This is a genomic window from Chamaesiphon sp. OTE_20_metabat_361 (genome assembly GCF_031364565.1).
Genome location: NZ_JANLWO010000564.1, coordinates 1 through 5,471, shown reverse-complemented (window position 1 = coordinate 5,471; position 5,471 = coordinate 1). Strand labels below are relative to the sequence as shown.

Annotated in this window: 5 protein-coding genes; 3 read left to right on the top strand and 2 right to left on the bottom strand. The window is 49.4% G+C overall.

The features are described from left to right. Both RMO35_RS16185 and pilM read right to left on the bottom strand, forming a co-directional pair. A partial coding sequence (locus RMO35_RS16185; protein WP_396135685.1) for a PilN domain-containing protein occupies nucleotides 1-618 on the bottom strand: 618 nt, incomplete at its 3' end. Nucleotides 619-622: 4 nt separating this feature from the next. After that, complete coding sequence (pilM, locus tag RMO35_RS16180) at nucleotides 623-1,738, bottom strand: type IV pilus assembly protein PilM (RefSeq protein ID WP_309742356.1); 1,116 nt, start codon at nucleotides 1,736-1,738, stop codon at nucleotides 623-625. A 546-nt stretch (nucleotides 1,739-2,284) separates the two neighbouring features. Between pilM and RMO35_RS16175 the strand changes: the two genes are divergently transcribed. The 3 genes from RMO35_RS16175 to ppc all read left to right on the top strand — a co-directional run. Continuing rightward, nucleotides 2,285-2,539: a hypothetical protein gene (locus RMO35_RS16175; protein WP_309742355.1), complete on the top strand. Its 255-nt coding sequence runs from the start codon at nucleotides 2,285-2,287 to the stop codon at nucleotides 2,537-2,539. Nucleotides 2,540-2,659: 120 nt separating this feature from the next. Beyond that, nucleotides 2,660-2,794 (top strand): hypothetical protein, encoded by a 135-nt coding sequence (locus RMO35_RS16170; RefSeq protein WP_309742354.1) that lies wholly within the window; start codon nucleotides 2,660-2,662, stop codon nucleotides 2,792-2,794. A gap of 56 nt (nucleotides 2,795-2,850) precedes the next feature. Then, a partial coding sequence (ppc, locus tag RMO35_RS16165) for a phosphoenolpyruvate carboxylase (RefSeq protein WP_309742353.1) occupies nucleotides 2,851-5,471 on the top strand: 2,621 nt, incomplete at its 3' end.

The window sequence follows — 5,471 nt, the reverse complement described above, 5'->3', positions numbered from 1 at the left end:
GGTGGCGACGGGGGTAGTACTAGCGACGGGAGGTGCTGCTGGAGCAGTGCCAGCCGGAGCGGGGGTAGCCGCTGCTGGTGTTGTACCTGGTTTCGGGCTGGCTTCTGGATTGGGGGGAGTAGAGACTTTGGCGATTAGACCACCACTAGGTGGTGCGGGTGCGGCGGCTGGGGCTACTGGTGCTGGCACACCTTTGACTTCAGACTGGACGACACTGGCGATTTGGACACCTTGAGGAATGCTTTCGCGCAAGTCTTGTAACATGGCAGACCAAGGTTGCACCTGATTGAAAACGCTAGCTAGCGATTGGGTGCGATCGGTAATTTGAGTGAGTTGTCCGTTGAGTTCTGCCAGTCGGGCATCTTGAACTTTGAGACTGCCTAACTTTTGGTCTAAGTCTTTTTGTTTAGCTTCAAGTTGAGTCGCTTGCTGACCGAGGAATAGCCAGCCACCTCCAGTTGCCAGGAGACTCAAAGCGGCGACCCCGATGCCGACAAATAAGGGTACCTTGCCATATTTGGCAGTAGGCGTAATGTTGGTATTGGTAATGAATTCGCTCTGTTGCCCTGTCGGGTCGCCAGTGCGTTCGCGCAGTAAATTAATATCGATACTATACATTTTTTCAAACCTCGCGCATTCCTAATCCCAGGACTACACCGAGTCCAGGGCGTTGACCGATCGGAATATCCATCTCAGGCTCCAAACCCAATCCACCGATCGGATCGACTTGGGTAGTGGGAATACTCAATCTTTGAGTGAAAAATAGGTCGAGTTGTCCGATTCCGCCACCAGGCCCAGCTAGCAGTAATTGTTCGAGCTTGAGTTCTTGCCCGTTGTGGCTCATATAAAACTCGATGCTGCGGCGGACTTCATCGGCTAGTTCGGTGAGAATTCGCATCATGGCTGCCATCCCAGGATTGATACTCGTCATGGCTTGGCTGCGATCGTCCATGCTGCTGACTGGGACATCGGGAATGGTGATATCGAGCAGTGCATCCGAATTTCTACTCAGAGGGAGATTCATGGCTGTACTGAGCGCTTCTTGCAATTGAAAAGTCCCAATCGGCACGGTGCGATTGAATTGGGGAATGCCATTGACCACGATCGCGATTTCGGTACAGTCAAATTCGATATCGATCAGCACTACCGCTTCTTGAGGGGCAAATTGACGCAGTTGTTCTTTGATCGTTCTGAGTACTGCAAAGCTGCTAATTTCCAGAACTTTGACTGACAATCCAGCATATTGAAAGGTTTCGATATAACTATCAGTGACTTCTTTGCGGGTGGCTGCCAGCATCACTTGAACTTTATCCAACCCATCGTCATCCGTGACTAAATCGAGTTTTTGGTAGTCGATATCGACTTCTTCGCGAGGATATGGTAAATATAATGCTGCTTCGTGGTTGAGAATCAGATCGCGAACTTCCCGATCGTTTAATTCAGCGGGTAAGGGAATCAATCTAATTACCGACTCTCGCATTGGCACGGAGGTGCTAACGTGAGTTGCTTTGATTTTGTTGTCGGCTAATGTCGTTCGGATCAACTCACCTAACTCTTGAGGATTGATAATTCGCCCTTCCTCAAAAATTCCTTCGGGAACTTCCGCGAAACAGAGTTGTTTGAGAGTCAGAACTGCACCTTTTTTCTGGAGTTGGGCAATATTGATCCGTTCGGATCCAAGTTCGATCGCCACTCCACTGCCTCGCTGAGGAAATAGATTTTTTAATCGATTAAGCATATATTTTTTTTACTCATAGCCTGGAATACGCCACTAGGAAGAAGTAGCCAAGACGGGGGATAATGTACGCTGGAACTGGGTAGAAAAGTTCCGGAAAAAACTGTGTTAGCGCTCCTCGATCGAGTTTCGATCCGAAGTATGTAAACATTCAATTACTCTCCTACTTAAATTACCCGCAACTACCCATCACAATTAACATTGCCAAGAGTTTTTTTGAAATTTAATCGATCGAGCCAGCGAATTTGGGGCTGACAAGGGGGATCTGCCGTTCGATTCTCCAGGGAGACGCTACGCGAACGAGTCCGGTTTCTTCAGTCTAGAAGCCATGTTGCCGGATCTCGCGATCGCTCGATCGGCTCGAACCGTTAGTAGACCTCTTATTCCCTACCCCCTATCCCCTATCCCCTAACTCTTGCCTACTTTGTTGTATCGATTGTCACAGGCACAGATTCGGGAACTCGACTATGATGTAAAGGCTCGAACTTCAAAGATCTGATTACCCTGTCAGACTTCAGAGCAGTTTGTCCTCGCGCACTTTAAGAGTTTATGACTACTAATATGTCAGGATCGTCATCGTCGTCACGTACGGCAGTTTCACCATCGTTATTGGTTAGTATCGTTGCTGCCCCTTGGTTGAGTGCGATCGTCAGCGTTCGAGCTGCTGGTAGTTTTCTCGAACAGTTGGGAATAGCCAGTGAAGAAATGTTTCGGGGCGATCGATTGCCCGTGTTACATTTTGCCGATACCGATGGCGAAGGGCTAGATTCTGGCTCGACCGATCCAGCCTCTGACCTCTATTGATGAGGCGCGATCGTTGGTTCTAGGCAGTTTATTTAGCAGTGGCAGCAGTGTGACAAATACCGCAGGTAAGTCCGATCGTGTAGCACTCTTAGAGTCTGGGCTAGATATTGTCTTCTCCAAATGTTTGATACAATGGGAGCGACTTTGCCCAGCAAGCAAGATCGCCAGCAGTCTATAGTTCGCAATGCTAGTGCGAAGCCAAAAATTTTCATCGTGAGGTCAACTGCCGTCGCCATGCCATTGGAGTGGGGCTAGCAGCATTGCCTTGGGTAGTTTTTTCACCCCACGTCCATCCCGCGAGCAATTGTTATATGCATCCGCTAACTCACATCTCGGCACCAGAATTGCTAGTCTCTACTCCATCCAACTTGTCCCTGAACCATCGACTCAAAGTCATTGAAGACTTGTGGGAGCGAGTACTGCGAGATGCTTGCGGTCAAGAACTAGTCACTCTGCTCAAACAATTGCGGGAGATGTGTGCGTCGGATGGCAGTACCTCCGAGCCATTGTCTTCAGAAGTTCACCAAACGATCGAAAAGCTCGATCTCAAAGATGCGATCCGCGCTGCTCGCGCTTTCGCGCTGTATTTTCAACTGATTAATATTGTCGAGCAACATTACGAACAGTGCGAACAAAAATTAGCACTGAAATTATCACTTCAGTATTCAGTCCCTCTCCCAAATCCCGGCACCCATCATCATCCTGAAAATGTGCCGCCGTTAGGTGCTGGACTGCTCGAAAAAAATTGGCAAGCTTCCACCATCGCGCCAAAAGAACGCGGGACATTTACGGCGCTATTTCCCATGCTCAAAGCAGCCGGAGTACCACCTCAACAGGTACAGCGCCTCTTTGATGAGTTGGATATCGGCTTGGTATTTACCGCGCATCCTACCGAAATCGTCCGCCATACAATTCGGGACAAGCAGCGCCGAGTGGCTAAAATCCTCGAACAACTCGATCGTGCAGAGGAAGAAATGGCGCGGTTGGGCATTGAATCTTCATGGGAGGTTGCCGAACTCGAAGGGCAACTACTAGAAGAAATTTTGCTGTGGTGGCGAACTGATGAGCTGCATCAATTCAAACCGACAGTTTTAGATGAAGTAGACTATACGCTCCACTACTTTGAAGAGGTGTTATTCGATGCGATTCCCCAACTATCCCAACGCTTAAATCTCGCGCTCAAACAGTCTTTTCCCCATCTCAATCCCCCCAGCAATCGGTTTTGTCGGTTTGGATCGTGGGTAGGCTCAGATCGGGATGGCAATCCTTCGGTAACGCCCAAAATTACCTGGCAAACCGCCTGTTATCAGCGGGGAATCGTCCTCAAAAAGTATATTAAATGCGTGCGGGGATTGACTAACTCTCTGAGCCTATCGCTGCATTGGAGTAATGTCTTACCCGAATTATTGGAATCGCTCGAACAAGATAAAGCGCACTTCCCAGAAATCTATGATGAGTTGTCAATTCGCTATCGTCAGGAGCCGTATCGACTCAAACTGACTTATATGATCGAGCGACTCGCCAATACCTTAGATCGATCGCGACAAGTATCAGATTGGGACAGTTTACAGTTTCCCCAAACCGATCTCAATCCCTATACCTGCTATCACTCTGGGGCAGATTTTCTCAAAGAGTTGGGCTTAATCCGTCAGAGCTTACAGCAAACCGGATTAACTTGTCAGGCGCTAGAAACGCTGATTTGTCAGGTGGAAATTTATGGCTTTAATCTCGCGCAACTAGATATCCGCCAAGAGAGTAGTCGTCATGCCGATACGATCGCCGAAATTGCCGAGTATCTTCAAGTTTTGCCCCAATCCTACCACGATCTCTCGGAAGCCGATCGAGTCGAGTGGCTAGTGCGCGAACTCCAAACCCGGCGTCCGTTAATCCCAGGCGAACTCCCTTTCTCGCCCAAAGCCGTCGAAACCGTCGAAACTTTTCGGATGCTGCGCCGACTCCATCTAGAATTTGGCCCCGAAATCAGTCAAACTTATGTAATTAGCATGAATCGAGATGTCAGCGACATTCTCGAAGTGATGCTGCTGGCTAAGGAGGCAGGTTTATACGATCCTGCAACTGGGATTACCAGCCTGCAAGTAGTACCATTATTTGAAACCGTCGAGGATCTCAAAAAAGCCCCCCGCGTAATGCAGTCGCTGTTTGAGTTGCCCCTCTATCGAGCGGCGTTAACCGGTGGTTATCACCCCAGTCCCGAGACAGCGATTCCCGGACTAGTCCCCGATCTCCAAGAGGTGATGCTGGGGTACTCCGATAGTAATAAAGATGCTGGCTTCCTCAGTAGTAACTGGGAAATCCACAAAGCGCAAAAATCGCTCCAGTCGATCGCCGAGCAATTCGCCGTGAAGCTGCGGATTTTCCACGGACGCGGGGGCAGCGTCGGCAGAGGCGGCGGGCCGTCTCACGAGGCGATTTTAGCCCAACCAGGACAAAGTATCAACGGTCGGATCAAGATTACCGAGCAGGGAGAAGTCCTTGCTTCTAAATATTCGCTCCCTGAGTTGGCACTCTATAACTTAGAGCAAGTCGCTAGCGCAGTCATTAAAACTAGCTTGATGTCTGGCGGAATCGACGATATCGAGCCGTGGAATGAAGTGATGGAAGATCTTGCCGATCGATCGCGCCGCCATTATCGCGGGCTGATTTATGATTGTCCAGATTTAGTCAACTTCTTTCATCAGGTGACACCGATCGATGAAATCAGTCATCTCCAGATTAGTTCCCGTCCCGCACGGCGCGGTGGCAAACGCGATCTCGCCAGTCTCAGAGCGATTCCGTGGGTATTTAGCTGGACGCAAAGCCGCTTTTTACTCCCCTCTTGGTATGGTGTTGGTTCGGCACTCCAAGAATTTGTCGCGGAAGCACCGACAGAAAACTTTGAATTGCTCCAAGGTTTTTACCGTAAATGGCCATT

What these genes read in the sequence shown, in the direction of transcription:
- pilM (WP_309742356.1), bottom strand. Translation starts at nt 1,738, where the DNA reads ATGCTTAATCGATTAAAAAATCTATTTCCTCAGCGAGGCAGTGGAGTG.
- RMO35_RS16175 (WP_309742355.1), top strand. Translation starts at nt 2,285, where the DNA reads ATGACTACTAATATGTCAGGATCGTCATCGTCGTCACGTACGGCAGTT.
- RMO35_RS16170 (WP_309742354.1), top strand. Translation starts at nt 2,660, where the DNA reads ATGTTTGATACAATGGGAGCGACTTTGCCCAGCAAGCAAGATCGCCAG.